This is a genomic window from Paraburkholderia sp. RL17-368-BIF-A, assembly GCF_046054045.1.
GTDB lineage: Bacteria > Pseudomonadota > Gammaproteobacteria > Burkholderiales > Burkholderiaceae > Paraburkholderia > Paraburkholderia graminis.
Genome location: NZ_JARESN010000001.1, coordinates 180,850 through 197,402, shown reverse-complemented (window position 1 = coordinate 197,402; position 16,553 = coordinate 180,850). Strand labels below are relative to the sequence as shown.

17 protein-coding genes and 2 tRNA genes are annotated in these 16,553 nt (G+C 61.4%); 7 read left to right on the top strand and 12 right to left on the bottom strand.

The window, feature by feature from the left end; translation table 11 throughout:
- The first annotated feature begins 194 nt into the window (after positions 1–194).
- The 3 genes from P0D87_RS00840 (at position 195) to P0D87_RS00830 (ending at position 2,422) form a co-directional block, all read left to right on the top strand.
- Positions 195–467 carry an HU family DNA-binding protein gene (locus P0D87_RS00840; protein WP_006048930.1) on the top strand — a complete coding sequence of 91 codons (273 nt, stop codon included), beginning with the start codon at positions 195–197 and terminating at the stop codon, positions 465–467.
- A gap of 59 nt (positions 468–526) precedes the next feature.
- Positions 527–602: transfer RNA gene (locus tag P0D87_RS00835), tRNA-Val, on the top strand.
- Positions 603–790: 188 nt separating this feature from the next.
- On the top strand, positions 791–2,422 hold the full coding sequence (locus tag P0D87_RS00830) for an MFS transporter (protein WP_053858056.1): 1,632 nt from the start codon (positions 791–793) through the stop codon (positions 2,420–2,422).
- A gap of 153 nt (positions 2,423–2,575) precedes the next feature.
- Here P0D87_RS00830 and P0D87_RS00825 read toward each other — a convergent pair whose 3' ends face one another.
- From P0D87_RS00825 to P0D87_RS00800, 6 genes are all read right to left on the bottom strand, one after another.
- On the bottom strand, positions 2,576–3,292 hold the full coding sequence (locus P0D87_RS00825; protein WP_053858057.1) for an O-methyltransferase: 717 nt from the start codon (positions 3,290–3,292) through the stop codon (positions 2,576–2,578).
- Positions 3,293–3,297: 5 nt separating this feature from the next.
- Positions 3,298–3,594 (bottom strand): 4Fe-4S dicluster domain-containing protein, encoded by a 297-nt coding sequence (locus tag P0D87_RS00820; protein WP_053858058.1) that lies wholly within the window; start codon positions 3,592–3,594, stop codon positions 3,298–3,300.
- 2 nt (positions 3,595–3,596) lie between these two features.
- Positions 3,597–3,905, bottom strand: a complete 309-nt coding sequence (locus tag P0D87_RS00815) for a hypothetical protein (RefSeq protein ID WP_053858059.1) — start codon at positions 3,903–3,905, stop codon at positions 3,597–3,599.
- 12 nt (positions 3,906–3,917) lie between these two features.
- Positions 3,918–4,499: an RNA polymerase sigma factor gene (locus P0D87_RS00810; RefSeq protein ID WP_171799838.1), complete on the bottom strand. Its 582-nt coding sequence runs from the start codon at positions 4,497–4,499 to the stop codon at positions 3,918–3,920.
- Positions 4,500–4,711: 212 nt separating this feature from the next.
- Positions 4,712–5,899 (bottom strand): MFS transporter, encoded by a 1,188-nt coding sequence (locus P0D87_RS00805; RefSeq protein WP_006048936.1) that lies wholly within the window; start codon positions 5,897–5,899, stop codon positions 4,712–4,714.
- A gap of 347 nt (positions 5,900–6,246) precedes the next feature.
- Positions 6,247–7,140 (bottom strand): LysR family transcriptional regulator, encoded by an 894-nt coding sequence (locus P0D87_RS00800; protein WP_053858061.1) that lies wholly within the window; start codon positions 7,138–7,140, stop codon positions 6,247–6,249.
- Between the two features lie 234 nt (positions 7,141–7,374).
- Here P0D87_RS00800 and P0D87_RS00795 point away from each other — a divergent pair, with 234 nt between their 5' ends.
- On the top strand, positions 7,375–7,650 hold the full coding sequence (locus P0D87_RS00795; protein ID WP_053858062.1) for a DUF4148 domain-containing protein: 276 nt from the start codon (positions 7,375–7,377) through the stop codon (positions 7,648–7,650).
- Positions 7,651–7,791: 141 nt separating this feature from the next.
- On the opposite strand, the gene P0D87_RS00790 is transcribed toward P0D87_RS00795, so the two are convergent.
- From P0D87_RS00790 to budC, 3 genes are all read right to left on the bottom strand, one after another.
- Positions 7,792–8,316 carry a cyclophilin-like fold protein gene (locus tag P0D87_RS00790; protein WP_321175801.1) on the bottom strand — a complete coding sequence of 175 codons (525 nt, stop codon included), beginning with the start codon at positions 8,314–8,316 and terminating at the stop codon, positions 7,792–7,794.
- 103 nt (positions 8,317–8,419) lie between these two features.
- A complete protein-coding gene (locus tag P0D87_RS00785) occupies positions 8,420–9,790 on the bottom strand; it encodes a hypothetical protein (protein WP_053858064.1) in 1,371 nt (456 codons plus the stop codon).
- 9 nt (positions 9,791–9,799) lie between these two features.
- The gene (gene budC / locus P0D87_RS00780; RefSeq protein WP_053859020.1) at positions 9,800–10,582 is read right to left on the bottom strand and encodes a meso-2,3-butanediol dehydrogenase; all 783 of its coding nucleotides are present in this window, start codon (positions 10,580–10,582) and stop codon (positions 9,800–9,802) included.
- Positions 10,583–10,707: 125 nt separating this feature from the next.
- Here budC and P0D87_RS00775 point away from each other — a divergent pair, with 125 nt between their 5' ends.
- Positions 10,708–11,211 carry a flavin reductase family protein gene (locus tag P0D87_RS00775; RefSeq protein ID WP_053858065.1) on the top strand — a complete coding sequence of 168 codons (504 nt, stop codon included), beginning with the start codon at positions 10,708–10,710 and terminating at the stop codon, positions 11,209–11,211.
- 35 nt (positions 11,212–11,246) lie between these two features.
- Here P0D87_RS00775 and P0D87_RS00770 read toward each other — a convergent pair whose 3' ends face one another.
- From P0D87_RS00770 to P0D87_RS00760, 3 genes are all read right to left on the bottom strand, one after another.
- A complete protein-coding gene (locus tag P0D87_RS00770; RefSeq protein ID WP_053858066.1) occupies positions 11,247–12,389 on the bottom strand; it encodes a DSD1 family PLP-dependent enzyme in 1,143 nt (380 codons plus the stop codon).
- Complete coding sequence (locus P0D87_RS00765) at positions 12,386–13,063, bottom strand: HAD-IA family hydrolase (protein ID WP_053858067.1); 678 nt, start codon at positions 13,061–13,063, stop codon at positions 12,386–12,388. The genes P0D87_RS00770 and P0D87_RS00765 overlap by 4 nt, the downstream gene beginning before the upstream one ends.
- A 116-nt stretch (positions 13,064–13,179) precedes the next feature.
- Positions 13,180–14,085 carry a LysR family transcriptional regulator gene (locus tag P0D87_RS00760; RefSeq protein ID WP_053858068.1) on the bottom strand — a complete coding sequence of 302 codons (906 nt, stop codon included), beginning with the start codon at positions 14,083–14,085 and terminating at the stop codon, positions 13,180–13,182.
- Positions 14,086–14,329: 244 nt separating this feature from the next.
- Here P0D87_RS00760 and P0D87_RS00755 point away from each other — a divergent pair.
- Positions 14,330–14,406: transfer RNA gene (locus tag P0D87_RS00755), tRNA-Asp, on the top strand.
- A gap of 83 nt (positions 14,407–14,489) precedes the next feature.
- Positions 14,490–16,430: a SurA N-terminal domain-containing protein gene (locus tag P0D87_RS00750; protein WP_053858069.1), complete on the top strand. Its 1,941-nt coding sequence runs from the start codon at positions 14,490–14,492 to the stop codon at positions 16,428–16,430.
- The last annotated feature ends 123 nt before the right edge of the window (positions 16,431–16,553 follow it).

The window sequence follows — 16,553 nt, the reverse complement described above, 5'->3', positions numbered from 1 at the left end:
GGTTGTGCGCGCATCGAAAGGCGCAAGCATCGCGGCGAGAAGCGAGTCCGTTCGAATCTCTGCAAAATCAGGCTCAACCCCGGTTGACACGGCGGTTTCGGCCAATTCTAATGACTCGGCCCGGCGTTGCGCCGGCCACACGATGTCAGGCGCTGCACGCGCCGTTTCGCTTCTAAAACATTCGCGGGGGTAGGATGAACAAGACGGAATTGATCGACCACATTGCGCAGCAGGCGGAAATTTCCAAGGCTGCGGCCGGCCGCGCGCTGGACGCAGTGATCGGCGGTGTAAAAGGCACGCTGAAGAAAGGCGGTTCGGTGACGCTAGTCGGCTTCGGCACGTTCGCCGTCGGCAAGCGTACGGCGCGCACGGGACGCAATCCGCGCACCGGCGACGCGATCAAGATCAAGGCGGCAAAAGTGCCTAAATTTAGGCCTGGCAAAGCCCTAAAGGATGCGCTAAACTAACGGGCTTACTGCTTCAGCAAAGGCAACAGCGAGGCAGCAGCATCAGAAGTCTGCGAAACGGGTGCTTAGCTCAGTTGGTAGAGCGGCGCCCTTACAAGGCGTAGGTCGGGAGTTCGAGCCTCTCAGCACCCACCATTCGTTTCGCGACCTGCTTCCACGCAGTTCCGTAGTGTTCTGCCGCAGTATCCGAAAACCCGCACAGCTATTGGCTCTGCGGGTTTTTTCTTGGCCGTGGCGCGGCGCGCAAGCCCACCAGCACCCACATCTGCACTCCCGCGCCCCAGTTGCTATGCTAGTCACCATCGACCGGCACTGGAGCGAGCATGGCCGACCAGCGCGTTCATAGCGACCCACACCGCGCGCAGGTTGTCGCTGCGCAAGCGAGCCCGTGCGACGAACTCATCATCCGCATGCAGCCCACCGCACTCGACAGCCCGTGCCGGCGCAAGCGTCTGGCGCTCGCCGCGACGATCCTCGGCTCGAGCATGGCGTTTATCGACGGCTCCGTCGTCAACGTCGCGTTGCCCGCCATTCAGAGCGAGCTCGGCGCGAGCGTCGCGGCGATGCAGTGGATCATCAATGCCTACCTTCTGTTTCTCGGATCGCTCGTACTGGTGGGCGGATCGATGGGCGACAAACTCGGCCATCGCACGGTGTTCATCGCGGGCATCGCGGTTTTCACGCTCGCGTCGGCCGCTTGTGGGCTCGCGCCGAACGCGGGCTCGCTGATCGCCGGACGTGCGGTGCAGGGCATAGGCGCGGCGCTCTTTGTGCCCGGCAGTCTTGCGATCATCGGCGCGATCTTCGACGGCGAAGAGCGCGGACGGGCGATCGGCACCTGGGCGGGTGTCGGCGCGATTACGTCGGCGCTCGGGCCAGTGGCCGGCGGCCTGCTCGTCGACGCATTCTCCTGGCGCGCGATCTTCTTTCTCAACGTCCCGCTTGCAGCGGCGACGATTGCGCTCGCGGTTTCGTCGGTGCCGAACAGCCACACGCCGGATGCGCCTCAACAATTGGACTGGCCAGGCGCGTTGAGTGCGGCAGCGGGGCTCGCGGCATTGACCTATGGCCTGACCGAGGCGTCGGCGCGTGGCTTCGCGCATGCGCTCGTATTGTGCGCGATCGGCGTTGGCACGCTCGTGCTGGCCGCATTCCTGATGATCGAAGCTAAGAGCCGTGACCCGATGATGCCGCTCGAGGTGTTCCGCTCGCGCGATTTCACCGGCGCCAATCTCGTCACGCTGCTGCTTTACTTCGGTATGGGCGGCGTGTTTTTCTTCCTGCCGTTCACGCTGATCCGCGCACATGGCTACACCGCGACCGAAGCGGGCGCGGCGCTGCTGCCGGTGCCGGTCATCATCGGCTCGTTGTCGCGCTTGACCGGCGGCCTGACGACCCGCTTCGGCTCGCGGGTCCTATTGAGCGTTGGCCCGGCCATCGCCGCAATCGGCTTTGCGATGCTCGCGATGCCGTTCGTGCGCGGCAGCTATTGGGCCGGATTTTTCCCTGCGCTCGCCGTGCTCGGGCTCGGCATGACGATCACCGTGGCACCGCTCACGACGACCGTGATGGGCTCAGTGCCGGCTCATCGCACGGGCGTGGCGTCCGGCATCAACAACGCGGTGGCACGCGTGGCGAGCCTGCTGGCGGTTGCGGTACTCGGCATCGTGTTTGTGTGGTCGCACGACGCGGCGCTGTCCGCGCGGCTGGACGCACTGCACGTTCCTCACGATGCACGCCAGAGCGCACAGTTATCGGGGTTGAACGCGGCAGCCGGTGCGCAAGCGGGCGATGCACATACGCCGCCGCAGACGCCGCAGACGCCGACGGCGCCGACGGCGCAAGCGGAAGCCGACGCCATCGTTGCCGCGCTGCGCGCAGTCGCGCTGGTGTCCGCCGCATGCGCGTTCGCAGGAGCGGGGCTGGCCCTGGCAACTATCCAGCGACGCAGGTGAGAGGCTTCACTTCACCGGACGCGTTTGCTCACGGACTCTCTGCTTCCATCTCCGGCTGAGACCGGGCGCCTTCATACAAGCAGCGATCAATCACGGCGCATTGGAATCATCCCGATTGCATGGCGCAAGAACGCGAGCGCACTCCCGATTCATTCAGCAAACCACGACCGTAAACTCGATCCCCGATTCAAAGCCCAAGGTCGTGCTCGAGAAGCGCGGGTCCGCATCGAGATATTGCTTGTACGGCCGAACCGCGTCTTCGGCTGTGTACATGTTGTCGGCGAGAACGATCGATCCGGGGCGCAGCAGGTGTTCGATCCGTTTGAACAGATCCAGATAGGCGTTGGCCCATACGTCGATGAACACCATGTCGAACGTGCCGTCCAGCTCGGTGACGGTCTGGAACACATCGCCTTCCCGCAGATCGACATAAGCATCGACGCCCGCCGTCGTGATGTTGTCCCGAAGACGTACGCACTTCAGCGGATCGACTTCAGTCGCCACAACGATGCCGCTGCCTGACGTGCGAAGAGCCTCGGCGAGATACAACGTGGACACACCGCACGAACTACCGAGTTCTAGGATTCGAGCCGGTTTGTGCGACAGCACCATGTTGCGCAGGAACCGTCCCGTCTCCGCCGAGACGGCCAGCGAAAGAGGCGTGCCTTGCGAGGACTCGAAATCTTCGCTGGATAGCCCGAGCGTTTCGAGAAACCGGCCACGCAATCTGGGTGCGAGCGTTTCGTATTCGTCGGCGAGAGTCAGAAACTCCTCGCTCGATCCATGAAACTGCGCGCAAGCGCGGGCTATCACTTCTGACTGGCTCTGCTCGTGAAGCTCGCGCAAAAGCACTGTGGTTGATGGACTCATATGCGCTATGCCGTTCTGGCGAGCTTGATCGCGCGTTCAGGGCATGCCGTCACGCAAAGACCGCACGAGCGGCAGGCGTCCGCATTCGGCGTGTAGGCGGCCTTCATTCCATGCACGCGCTGCTTCAGGCGATGCATCAAACCGAGGCTGAGATAATCGGCCTCATCGATACGCCGGATCTCAAACACATTTTCCGGGCAAACGTTCACGCAATCGCCTTTGCCTTCGCAACGTTTGAGATCGACGACAGGCGCAATCACGCCCGGCTCCTGTTTGCAGTCGCGCACCGCGTTCTCGCGCATATTCAATCCTCCTTGCGCGGGGCATGGCGTGAGCGCCACGCCGTCTGCAAATGCTCGCGTTCCTCGGGCGTCATCGCTTCCCATTTGCGCCAGTGACGCCGTTCGCGCCAGCCGCCATGTCCGCGGAATCCGCCAAAGAGAATGCGGCTCAAGACCAGCAAGCCCAACGCATGAGCGAAATCGATCGCACGGGCGCCGACGAATAGCGCAGGAATCACCCAATTCCATAGCGTCATGACCACCCACCCGAGCGCGGCGATGGCGACCACCACAAGCAGCGCTTTACCGGCACATCTGATTCGGAATTTCATCCGTTGACTCCTTTAAAGATCCAGTTCGTCGTAAATGACTTGCAGTCGAGCGCGCAAATGGAGAACCGCATAGCGTTTGCGCGCGAGCAGCGTATTAAGCGGCACGCCGCTTTGCGCGACCATGTCCTTGAAGGAACACCCCTCGAGCTCGTGGGCGATAAATACGTCGCGTTGATTCGGCGGCAACTCGTCGAGCGCGTCCTGCAAAGCCTTCAGCAATAGCGCGCGAGCGTAGAGCGCTTCGGGACCGGCATCGTGCGCCGGCAGCGCGAGGTCGAGGCGATATTCGCTGCCGGCGTCGTCGTCGGTCTCGAACGGATCGGTCAGCGGCTGCTCTCGTTTCTTGCGAAAACGATCGATGATGCGGTTGCGCGCGGCGCGGAAAAGCCACGCGCTGGCCTGTTCGATCGGAGCGGGAAGCCGGTAAGCCTGCACGAATTCGTGGAACACGTCCTGCAGGATGTCCTCGGCATCGTCCGGGTCGCGTATTCGACGCCGGATGAAATTGACGAGCCTCGTGCGCTCACGCACCACGGTCGCGGTGATGTCGCTGTCTCGGTCGGTCATCGGCTGCGAGGTAGGTGGCGGTTCCATGCGCCTGAAGACGTTTCAGGAACGCGAATATTGTGGCGAGCGTGAAAAATGTTTTGTCGGGCGACTGCGGCCGCTCGTTGCCGCCGATAGAAGAATAATCAACTGTACGCGGCAGGACCCAGACGCGCAAACTGGAAACGTAAGATGGCCGTTAGCCGGATAAGCGATGACGCTGGTGCCGCGCACGAACTGCGCGTCGTCTGCATCGTCTATCAGACCGCAGGCCTGAGACGCCTGCCGCTGCCAACGACAATCGCCGAAAGAACCAGCAGCGCCGCGCCGGACAAGAAGGTCGCGCCGATCGAATAATGATCGAGTAGTGTGCCGCCTAGCTCCGCGCCGACCATGATGGATAGCTGGATAGACGCAACCATCAAGCCTCCGCCGCTTTCCGGCTTGTCCTTCACGCCTTTTGAAAGCCACGTCGACCAAGCGACCGGAATGGCTGCATTAACGGCGCCCCACGCAATTGCCAGCAATGCCGCTGCGCCGAACGAGTGACCCGCAGGAAGCATGATGAGCGTCACGACGGCCAGTGCAACGGGCAAAGCCATCAACAGATGGAAGAGGCGTTTACCGATCAGTGCGCTCGCACCGTACGTGCCGGCGAAACCGGCGAGTCCCATGCCTAGCAGAAGGACTGATAGCCGTAGCACGCCGACGTGCGTGTAGGTTTCAAAGAACGGCCGGAAGTACGTGAAGACCTCAAAAGCGCCGGCAAACGTCAGCATGACGGCGAGCATTGCAAACGACACATGTGGGCGCCGCAGGAGTGCAAGCGCGTTCGCGCCGCCGTCTTGCGATGCGCGGGTTTTCATAGGCGGAAGCGTCACCAGCAGCATGACCAGATTGATTGCCACGATTGGGACGAGTGCCCAGAACACACCTCGCCATCCGATGACACTGCCCAGGTAACTGCCAATGGGTGCCGCAAACGACGTCGCGACGGCGTTGCCCGTATAAAGAACACCTAACGCCTTCGGCACCGATTCCTCGGGCACGAGTCGCATGATCGTTGCGGTTGCAAGCGACCAGAAGCCGCCTACTGTCACGCCGAGAAGCGCGCGAGCGGCCATCAACATCTCGAAGCTGCGGGCCTCGGCGATCAGCACCAACGACATCAGCATCAGTCCCGCGAGTCCGGCCAGCACATGACGTCGATCGAGACGGCTCGTCACCGAAGGAATGATCAGGCTTGTCGCGACAGCAAAGAGGCCCGAGATAGAAATGGCCTGGCCCGCCATACCGACTGACGCACGCAGGTCCGAGGCAATCGGCGTCAGAAGACTAACGGGCATGAATTCGGACGCTATCAGCATGGCCGCGCACATCGCCATCGAGGCGACCGCGCTCCATACCTGGCGTCTGGAAATAGCGGATTGATTCGACACTGTGGACATCGGATTTCCTCGTTCATCTTGCGCGCCGATTCGCTGCAGTACTTGAACGTGCTTCGATAAAAAGGAATGCGCGACCGGCCAATGAATTGGCAGTCGACAATGCCTGACTACGGCGTTCAGGCGCGACGATGCGCGCTCAAGCAGTGAATGGACGTGCGAGTCGCCGGCGCTGCGATCCGTTAAAGCAATGCAGCGGGCGCGTGTTGACTAAAAAGACTGAAGTTAGCGAGTGAATGCCTGACCGATTGAAGTTATTCTAGCTGCGCGGGCAGTTCGGATAAACCCAAGCCGGTCGATTGGACTTATGAGCTGTTGTGATCAATCGGTGCGGCGAATTGGGAGTCGGCTTAGCTTTGGTGTTTCAATGCATCGATCACAAGCGAGAATGCACGCGACGTCTGACGGCGGCTCGGATAGTAGGCTCGGTAGCCGGGCCAGACTGGGCACCAGTCTCTCAAAACGCTTAGCAAATGGCCATTGCGCATGTGTTCGAGTACTGCGTCCTCAGGTACGAAAGTCAGTCCAAAGCCGTCCAGCGCGGCCTGGATCATTTGAGGCTGCGTATTGACGGTGACCTGTCCTGCAACGCGCACTTGCGTCTCTCTCTTTCCCTTTTTCAATTCCCACGCGTACAGCGCCTTCGTGGTCGTCATGCGCAAGCTAATGCATTCGTGGCGGAGAAGATCTTCCGGGGTTTTGGGAAGTTCTCTATTTGCAAAGTAGCCGGGTGAGCCGACGATAGCCATCGGAATGTCCGGGCTAATACGGACCGCAATCATGTCCTTTGCGACCTGATCGCCGAATCGGACGCCAATGTCATAGCGTTCTTCGACGATGTTCGAAAGACCGTAGTCGACGGTCACCTCGACCTTGATATCCGGGTAGGACGGCAAAAGTTTTCGCAGCTTCGGCCAGATGACCGTCTCCACCGGATGATCCGTTGCGGTGATGCGAATGATCCCAGCGGGCTTGTCCCTGAAATCCGATAAAGCCGCAATGCTTGCATCGATCTCCTCGATGCGCGGCGCCACCGCCTGAAAAAGTTCTTCGCCCGCTTCAGTGGTCGAAACGCTTCGGGTCGTTCGCGTGAGGAGGCGCAGTCCGAGTCGCGCCTCGAGATCGCGGATGGTATGACTCAACGCCGATTGAGAAACGCCCAGTTTTGCCGCCGCACGCGTGAAGCTCTTCTCGCGTGCAACCGCGATAAACACAAGGATGTCATTCAGGTTTTCTCGAGGCATCTCGCATCATCCATTCTTTGTGAGCAAACATCCGGTGCCAGGGGCGAGCAGCGCGTTGCGTGTTCGAGCGTCGCTTCGATCTCGTGATTCATGAATGATACTAATAGGCTCAATGGAAGGCGTCTACTTAATCGAATCAGTAGAAATCCTTAAAGTGTGCATGAACCGAAGCGACGCCCGTTGCTTCATCGAAGCTATCGGGCAAACCTTGCCCAACTTTCTGGAGCTACGACCATGAAACGCAAACTTAAACTTGCTCTTATCGCAATCGCCATGTCTGCGCCTATGCTCGCCTCGGCGCAAACGTCCTCTCAAGGTTTGACGCGTGAGCAGGTCCGTCAGGAAGCTGCCGACTACGCGGCAGCAGGATATAACCCCGCGCGCATGAATCCGCGGACCTGGGTGGACGACGCGCACGCAGCGTCCGCGAAGGTGACGCTCGCGAAAGCGGAACGCACGTCGAGTCAACTCGCGGCGAATAAGAGCGACGACAACGCGCACTGCAACTGATCGCTGTATTGCGCGACGATAGTTGTCTATCGGTTATCTGCCGACGCTCGCAAGCAAAAGAGGCTATGGGATGCGAGTCCCATAGCCTCTTTGTGCATGTTCGAGAAAACGACGGAACGGCATCGAAAGTTCAAAAGCCGACTACTGCACAGCTTCAATACGGACGCTGAATTCGCCGTCCATCTTCGACAGTTCTTCTATACCGGAAGTGAAGCGACCGAGATGAACCAGATCGCCGGAATGTCGAAACCCGCGATAGTAGGCCACGAGGTTTCCCCACGGCGCATACAACGCAAAGTCGCCGACAGCGGGTGTCAATCCAAACGGCGCGCCTTTGGTTGAGAGCTTGCGCGGAGGATAGGCGACTTTCTCGACTCCGTTGTAGTCCCGGAAATTCAGCGTGAGCGGCAGCATGGAAACAAAGTCGCGGCTGGCAGGGTTGTCGTTGAGTTCGACCTCCGCTTGCTTACCGTCGAAGCTCAGCCTGATTCGGGCCAGCGCGGTTGATTTGTTCGACATGGTTGCGGCTTGTTTTGCTGAAGCGGTCTGTACGTAAGCAGGATTCGTTTGGCTCTTTAATGCGGACGCGCCACGGCTCATAAAGGGGAGAGCAGTCGTTGCAAATGCAACAGCTAGTGCAACTGTTCGGCAAACCTTCGTGTCCAAATGCTGCTCCTTTGCCTGGGAAGTCCACGTCGCTGTCCACTTTATCCGAGAGTCTTCTTTAGATTAAGTTGCTGTGCTTTCTTGAGGCTATGAATCGGCGTCATCAATACAGCGCCGCCATGACCGCCGATCGAAGATCTTCCGCGTGAACCATCAGCTCGCGAACCCGGCGCAGCGTCGGATACTGGTAGAGCAGAGCATGCCATTTCGGAGATTCGAGTAACTGCTGCCAGACTGGTTCTAGAGCGCTTGAATCGGCATCGTGTTCGGTAGCGAGAACATTTGCAAACACCAGACTGGCCTCTGCCGACAACAACTGCATACGAGCGGCGGCACCAAGCAAACGCGGACTCGCTTCAGCAGGAGCGTCACAGCAATAGAGCACAGTCTTCGCGAGACTTGCGTCGTCGGTTCGCAGCGCGCTCAGTGAAGCGCCACGCACACGCACTGTGCCTTGCTGGGTGAGGAACGAGTAGACCGTGTTTTCATCCGCGTGGGCAAGCAGATTCACACCGCGCAAAAGACGCGGGAAGTCGGTGGTCGCGGCGTCAACGGATGCCTTCGCCTCCACGAGCAGGCATACGTCCCAGGCCGCAGCTTCGCCATTCGCCTTTGCACGTCTTAACAGCACGACGTCCCACTCGGTTTTTGCACGCTCGTGGCTCGCGGGCATCGCGGCCGGAACACGCATCGAGTTGACGACGCAATACGACGCGAGCGAGTCTTCCGCGTCGTTCAGTCGTCGCGCCAATAGCTCGAGCGCGTGCGTGGCTAACGCTTCAACCTGGGCGCCGCGTTCTTTCGATGCAACGCCGAGGGCAATCGCCGCCGCGCTTCCCGGACGATGAGCATGCCGATCCCACAGCGACTGATATTGACGCACACGATCATCGGACGCGAGCAGTTCGAGACGCCGCAAGCGTGACAACTCGGGACTGTCGAGCAATTGCCTCAAGCTGCGTTCGAACGGAAACTCGCCCGAGCAATGCTCGACGCAAAGCCGCCGCAGCGTCGCGTCGAACTCCGACCAGGCTCCCGACGCCGCGGACGCATGCAACAAAGCCAGCGCGTCGCGTTGCCGCCCCGGCGGAGTTCGTTGCTGCTTCGCCGGATGAGCGATGGCGTTCACGGCCGCGTGAATCGTACGGCGGTCCCGCGCGGCACGCGCTGCCAGCGACGCGTACTCGCGCACCTCAGCCGTTCGATGACGAAACGCCATCGCCTGGAAAACGGGGTCGCCGGATTCGGCACGCATCGCGTCACGAATCATCTGAGCGAGCGCTGCGATGAAACGACGCTTCAATTCCGCATCGGGCGCTTCGCCGCGGACCACGGCTTCGCGAGCCCGCTCGATGACGATCGCGAGCGCCTCAGCAGGACTGGCATCGGGCGTCGGCGGAAATTTGCAGGCGTCGGCCGGCAAGCGATAACGCCGCACGACGCGATTCAGCGTGTCATCGAGCAGCGCAGGCACGCGTCGCGCTCACGCTTGCGGCGGCTGGCCGTTCGACGCGCTCAGACCGCCGTCGACGGGCAGATTCACGCCGGTCACAAAACGCGCGTCGTCGCTGGCGAGAAAAGCGATGACCGCCGCGATGTCAGCGGGCTCGGCTGCGCGGCCGAGTGGAATGCGCTCGCGAAACTTTGCCATCAGCTTTTCGTCGCCGAGCATGTCTTGCGTGAGGTCGGTGGCCGTCAGGCTCGGGCAGACCGCGTTGACTCGCACGCCGTCGCGGCCGTGATCCAGGGCAAGCGCCCGCGTGAAATTGGTGACCGCGCCCTTGGCCGCGTTGTAGAAACTCATGCCCCAATCGCCGCCCAAGCCGGACACCGACGACACGTTCACGATCGAGCCGCGCGCGTCGATCAAATGACGAATCGCCGCGCGGCTGCAATAGAAAACACCGTCGAGATCGGTCGACATGATCGCGCGCCAGTCGTCGAGCGAGGCTTCGTCGATGCGGTCAGTCGGCGCGATTCCTGCGTTATTGACGAGCACGTCGATACGGCCGAAGCGCGCGATTGCCGCGGCCATCAGTTGCTCGGCGGCCTCGTAACTGGAGACATCGCAGGGGTGAACGAGCGTGCGTTGAGCGTCGAGGTCGCGCGCCACCCGCTCGAGCTTCTCGTGAGTGCGTCCGGCCAACACGACCGACGCGCCTTCTCCGGCAAAGCGACGCGCCGCACCTTCGCCGATCCCGGACCCGGCGCCTGTCACGACGACCACTTTCGAACTGAACCGGTTGTAGATGAGAGAGTCTTTCATGATGAAATGAAGATCGCTGTAAAACACCTTCGCGCCGCAAGCCGCGTTCCAGCCGATGCGCGAGCCGCAACGCATGAGCGGCGCTATGATGAAACACGCTTCTTCGCACTTAAGAGGAGTCCACGATGAGCGAGCGCATCGCAGAACTTTTCAGGCATTTGACGGCCGGCGTGTATGTCGTCGGCGTTGCGGATGGTAATCGACGCAACGCGTTCACCGCCAGTTCGATCATGCAGGTTTCGTTTTCGCCGTTGCTCGTCGCGATCACGATCGGCACGGACCACGAGTCGTACAAACTGCTGCGAAGCGGCCAGGTCTTCGCCATCAACGTGTTGAGTGCGGACCAGCAGCCGCTCGCGGAACACTTCGGCACGCAGTCGGGCCGCACCGTCGACAAACTCGCGTCCGTGTCGTGGCAACCGGGCCGAACGGGTGCGCCCTTGCTCCTCGAGGCGCTCGCGCACTTCGAGTGCGAAGTGGCGAACGACGTCGAGGCGGGGGATCATCGCCTGGTCATCGGCCGTGTCGTTGATGGAGCAATCATTCGCCGCGACGGCGAGCCGTTGATCTACGCGCAAACCGGCAATCTCGACGGCAGCGCGGCGCTCTATCCGGACCGGTTTGGCTAGCCACGGGCGCGGGCTCACAAGCAGGTCCGCGAGTTTCACCAGCCATGCAGGCGGCTCCACACGGCGAGTTCTCCCGTTGCTTGCAGCGCGTGATATTCGGGGAACTGCGCGCCCGTTGCACACGCGTGATTGGGCAGGATGCGCAGCCGGCTGCCGATCGGAAAGCGGGCCTTCAGATCGCCGTGATCAGGAGCGTGGCCGGCATCGGCCGGTGCAAGAATGCCGTGCTCCTGGTTTGCGCCGATCATCAGATAGCCGTCGAGCGGAGTGCCGTCGAGCGTGCACGGCAGTCCATAGCCGAAATCGCGTGACTGCTTCGACGTGCCGCGGTCACGGCTCATGGCCATCCAGCCCGCATCCACAATCACCCACGATTTGTCCTCCTGATGGCCGATCACCGTGGTCAGGACGCTCAGCGCGATATCGTCGATCGCGCAAACACCGACGTTGTGCATCACGAGATCGAAGAATGCGTAGACGCCGGCACGCACTTCGGTGACGCCTTCGAGGCTGCGTGCGGCGAGCGCCGTCGGCGTGGAGCCGACGCTCACGCTCTCGCACGGAATGCCGGCCGCGCGCAGGCGTTGCGCGGCGCGCACGCAGCCGGCGCGTTCCTGTTCAGCGAGCGCCGCCAACGCTGCGGGCGTATTCAATTCGTAGCTCGAACCGGCATGTGTCAACACGCCGCCGACCTTGATCGCGCCCGCGTGCAGAATGCGGCCGATTTCCAGCAGCGCATCTTCTTCTGGCTTGAGGCCGGAGCGATGGCCGTCGGTATCCACTTCGATCCACACTTCCAGCGATTCGCCCGCTGTTTTGCAGAACTCCACGATGCCGAGCGCGGCGCTCGCATTGTCGACGACGATCTTCAGATCGCATCCCCGTTTCCGCAGCGCCATGACTCTAGGCAGCTTCGACGGAACGATACTGACCGCATAAAGAATATCGACGATGCCGGCCGCGAAAAAATTTTCCGCCTCTTTCAGCGTGGAAACGGTGATGCCCCGAGCCCCGGCGGCGATCTGCGCCTGTGCCACGTCGACGCATTTCGACGTTTTCACATGCGGGCGGAATTTCACGCGGAGGGCGTTCATCCGCTCCTGCATCGCGGCGATATTCTTTTTCATCTTGCGGACATCGACGATGGCTGCGGGCGTTTCCTGTGAGTCTAGCGTCATGATGTTTGCGGTTTGTTCGGCGTGAAGTGGCTCGCCCAGGCGGCGAGAGAATCGAGTGCCGGCGATTCGATTTCCGGCCGCTGTGCGCCGGCGACGAGCGGCAGGCCGATCCGGTTATGCCAGTACGTCCGCAAGCCGACGGCAGCCGTACCGAACATGTCGTAACTGGAACCCGCGACGAATGCCGCTTGGTGAGGCAGCACGTTCAGCGCGTCGAGCGCCAACTCGTAGGGACGAGGGCTGGGCTTGTAGGCGCCGGCTTCTTCTGCTGTCACTACCACGTCCCATTGCACGGGCAGAATCGAGGCGGCTTGCCGGCCGAGTCGTGCCGAACAATTGGTGACCACTGCGAGCTTGCAGTGAGGTTGTAGCTGTTGCAGCGCAGCCAATGCGCCTTCCCACGGCGTCAGTTCGAGCCAGTTATCTTCGAGCGCTTGCGGCGCGGAGTCGGGAAGGCCGACGTATTGCGCCGCGCGCTTGACCAACGTTTCGTACTCGACGTATTGGCCGCAGCCGTAGGTGAGGCGCAGGTACTCGGCACGCCACGCTCTGCCTGCCTGTTCGGAGCCGGCGCAACGATTCCAGAGCGTCCACGAATCGAGCAGGGCGGTCAACAGGTCGAACAGGACGGCGTTCGGATAGCCGGGCTGAAGTGAGGAATCTTTCGCGGACATGGACGTTGATAACCAATCGGAATCCAGAGACGATTCGATTATAGGTTTTAGCAGCCCGCTGTGAATTTAGCTGCGCTAACTCAATGATTCAAAAAATATGAACATGTGATGCGCGCTCAAACGCGCCACGGCGGAAGCGGCTTGAAGCGCGCCTGCAGATACTGCATGAAATTCCGGGTTCTTCTCGGCAAGCCGGAACGGTTGTGAGTCAGCGCGATCACGTGGGCATCCGGTGCTTTCCAGGCGGGCAGCAGCCTCACCAGCCGGCCTTGCCGGATATCGTCCGCGACATCCCACTCGGAACGCAGGATGACGCCTCGCCCTTCGCACGCCCATCGGCGGATCACGTCGCCGTCGTTGCAACTGAGTTTCGACGTCACGCGGACGCTGCGGCCGGTTTTGCCTTTGCTGAAATGCCACAGCGACACGTCTTCCTGGTTTTCGCGAAGGACGATGCACGGCAGTCCCGCCAGATCGTCAGGCCGTTCGGGATTGCCGAAACGCTTCACGAAAGCAGGCGACGCGCAGACGAACCGCGCATTGGGTGCGATCGTATGGCCGACAAGATTGGATGCGCGCAACTCGCCGATATGAACCACGACGTCGAACCGGTCCGCCGCTTCGGTGAGCGGCTGGTCGGATAGCGTGAGCGCGACATCGACGTCGGGGTTCTCCTGCTGGAAATCGGCAATGACCGGTGCGAGGTAGCGCCGGCCGAAACCGAGCGGCGCATTGACCTTCAATGTGCCGACCAGTCCTCCATGATGAATCCGCAGATCTTCCAGCAGCGTGTCGAGTTGCTCGATCAGTTCCGCACCGCGCAGGCAAAGCAGCGTGCCTTCTTCGGTAAAGGTCAGCTTGCGCGCGGTTCTTTCGACGAGCCTGCTGCCGAGCTTCTTTTCGATCTGTTGCAGGCGCTGCGTTACTGCCGAAGCGGTGAGGCCGAGCTTGCGCGAGGCGGCGATCAGGCTTCCGTTCTGCTGGATGGTAAGGAGGAAGCGGATATCGGCGGTATCGGTCATTTGGGTGACGCTAACTGGATCAGTGACGGAGATTGGATTGTGGGCCGGACCGGTCGGGTACGCGCCGAACCTTGCCCGAACCGCATCGGGAGCCGCCCGAACCTCGGGACGCAAAAGTTGCGGACACGCGGCGCCTTCAGCTACAATTCGTTTTTTGCCGCGATTTCGCCGCGATTTGGGCAGTCCCGGCAAGCTGCAGCTTGCAAGAAGAAGCGCAGCCAGGATGCAGAAGTGTGTAGTAGAAGGAGTGGTAGTTCAGTCGGTTAGAATACCGGCCTGTCACGCCGGGGGTCGCGGGTTCGAGTCCCGTCCACTCCGCCAGTATCCTTGAAAGGCGAACTCCGGTTCGCCTTTTTTATTGCCCGCTGTTGTAAGATCGGGCGTTCTGTTTTTGGCACTCACGCATGCTCGATTTTTTCCGTAATCACAAACGCCTGATGATGTTCATGCTCATCCTCGTCATTGTGCCGGGGCTGGGTTTTGTGGGCATTCAGGGCTTTCGCGGCTTCTTTGACGAAAGCGCAAACGTCGCGAGCGTCAACGGTCACAAGATCACGCGGGCAGAGTACGACAACGCGATGCGTCAGCAGCTCGACCGCGCGCGGCAGATGCTCGGCGCGCAGTTCGACATCAAGGCGTTCGACACGCCGGAGCGTCGCAGCCAGATGCTCGACGGCCTGATCGAACAACGCGTGCTGGCCGATGAAACGCAGCGCCTGCACCTCACCGCGTCCGACGACGCCGTGCGCCGCGTGCTGCTGAACGATCCGGTCATCTCGTCGCTGAAAAATCCGGACGGCTCGATCGACGTCGACCGTTACAAGCAGTTGCTCGCCATGCAGGGCATGACGCCCGATCAGTACGACGAGCGCGTGCGCTACAGCATCGCCACGCAGCAGTTGCCCGCCGCCATTCAGGGCAGCGCCTTCACGTCGAAAACGCTCGCGCAGCATTTGACCGAACTCGCCGAGCAGCAGCGCGAAGTGCAGGGCATCGCGTTCCATCCGCGCGACTATGCCGCGAAGGTGCAGCCTACCGACGCGCAGTTGCAGGCCTATTACGACGCCCATCGCAACGACTTCGCGACGCCGGCCACGGCGACCATCCAGTATCTGGTGATGTCGCCGGCCACGGTCGCCGCGTCGGTGCAGCCCGGCGACGCCGAGCTGAAAAAATACTACGACGACAACATCGCGCACTACCGCACTGAAGGCCAGGTGCGCGCGAGCCATATCCTGATCGCAGCGCCGAAAGACGCGAGCGCGGCCGACAAGGCCAAGGCGAAGCAGAAGGCCGACGAGTTGCTCGCACAGATCAAGGCGCATCCTGATCAATTCGCTCAGATCGCGCAACAGAACTCGCAAGACCCCGGCTCGGCGGCGAAGGGCGGCGATCTCGGCTACTTTGGCCGCGGCATGATCGCAGGCGGCAAGGCGTTCGACGACGCGGTGTTCGCGCTCAAGAAGGACGAGGTCAGCGGCATCGTGCAAACGGACTTCGGCTATCACATCGTCAAGGTGACGGACGTGAAGCCGGCCGCTACCAAGCCGTTCGACGAAGTGAAAGATCAGATCGCGCGCGACCTGAAGACCCAACTCGCCAGCAAGGCGTTCAGCGACGACTCGGAAGGTTTCACGTCCATCGTCTATGAGAAGGCGAAGAGCCTGCAACCGGCTGCCGACAAGTACAAGCTGCAATTGCAGACGGCCACTGTCACGCCGCAGCCCGATCCGAAGCTGCCGCCCGACAGCCCGCTGAACAACGCGAAGTTCCTCGCCGCCGTGTTCGCGAACGACTCGGTCAATGCGCGCAACAACACGCAGGCAATCGACGTCGGCGGCAACACGCTGATCGCGGCGCGCGTCACCGACTACAAGGCCGCGGCCGTGCCGGCGCTCGACGCGATCAAGGACACGGTGCGTCAGAAGGTCATCGCGGCCCAGTCGAACGAAGCCGCGCATAAGGACGGCATCGCAAAGCTCGCGGAGTTGGAGAAGTCGAAGGCGACCACGGGTTTCTCGTCGCCGCTGAAAGTGTCGCGCAACGACGCGCAAGGCATGCCTCCGGCGGCCTTGAGCGCGATCTACAAGGCGGACGCGCAAAAGTTGCCCGCCTACGTAGGCGTCGATCTCGGCGACGATGGTTACGCGATCTATCGGGTGAACGCGGTCGTCTCGGGCGGAGCAGTGGACCCGCAGCGTCTGGCTGCGGCTCAGCAGCAGATCGCGCAGGTGCAATCGCAGTCGGAAGCCGAGGCCTATGTCGAGGCGCTGCGCGCCCGCTCGAAGGTGAAGCTGTACGGCTCGCTCGAAAGCAGCGGCAACGCGCAGGCAAGCGACCAGTAAGGCTCGCGTTGCAGCCTCGTTGCAGCCCGGTTGCAGCCTGTTAGTCAGCAGCACGCAAATGCAAAAAGCCCCGCAACCGCGGGGCTTTTTGCATTTCGCGACACTTTTCATTCGACAAGCTTC